General features: G+C 61.9%; 1 pseudogene. It reads left to right on the forward strand.

The features are described 5' to 3' along the window. Window positions 1-41: 41 nt before the first annotated feature. Window positions 42-830, forward strand: a pseudogene (locus tag WS91_RS08685) (IS5 family transposase); the annotation flags it as partial.

Here is an 830-nt window from a genome sequence, read left to right on the forward strand (position 1 = left end):
CATATTGACGCGTGTTTCCTGCAAATTCTGACGAGGTCTGGATGGGGCCGAAGACGCCGGTGACGGAGGGAGATTTCTTCCGCCAACCGCTGCGCGAGCAGATCAACCTGAAGCATCCGCTGGTGCGGTTAGCCGAGCTGATCGATTGGGATCGATTGGGATCGGTTGAGCACGATGATGAGTGTGAGCTTCGTTTCGAACCGGGGCCGGCCGGCGACCTCGCCGCGCCTGGTTGCGGGGCTGCTGTACTTGCAGCACGCATTCGACCTGTCAGACGAAGACGTGGTCTGGCAATGGCTGGAGAACCTGTATTGGCAGGTGTTCACGGGCGAGACGTACTTGCAGACGAAGCCGCCGATCGATCCATCGAGCCTGACGCGCTGGAGGAAGCGCCTGGGTGAGGCCGGTGTTGAAGAACTGTTGGCCGAGACGATCGAAGCGGCCAAACGGGCCAGCGTCATCAAGAGCGCGAGCCTGAAGCGAGTGATCGTTGACACAACGGTGATGGAGAAGGCGATTGCCCATCCGAGCGATTCGCGCCTGCTGGAACGCTGCCGGGAACATCTGGTGAAGGCCGCCGCTCGGCACGGGCTGAAGCTGCGGCAGAACTACAACCGCGAAGCGCCTCGTCTGGCGAGCCAGATTGGCCGCTACGCGCATGCGAAGCAGTACAAGCGGATGAGGAAGGCGCTGCGGACTTTGCGTTCGCGCGTGGGGCGTGTGATGCGGGACGTCGAGCGGCAACTCGATGCCGGGCAATCCGTACGACGGACACACGCTGGCCAAAGCCTTGGAACAGGCAGCGATCCTGAGCGACGTTCAACCGGAAA

The sequence above is a fragment of the Burkholderia sp. MSMB1498 genome (genome assembly GCF_001526245.1).
Classification (GTDB): Bacteria; Pseudomonadota; Gammaproteobacteria; order Burkholderiales; family Burkholderiaceae; genus Burkholderia; species Burkholderia savannae.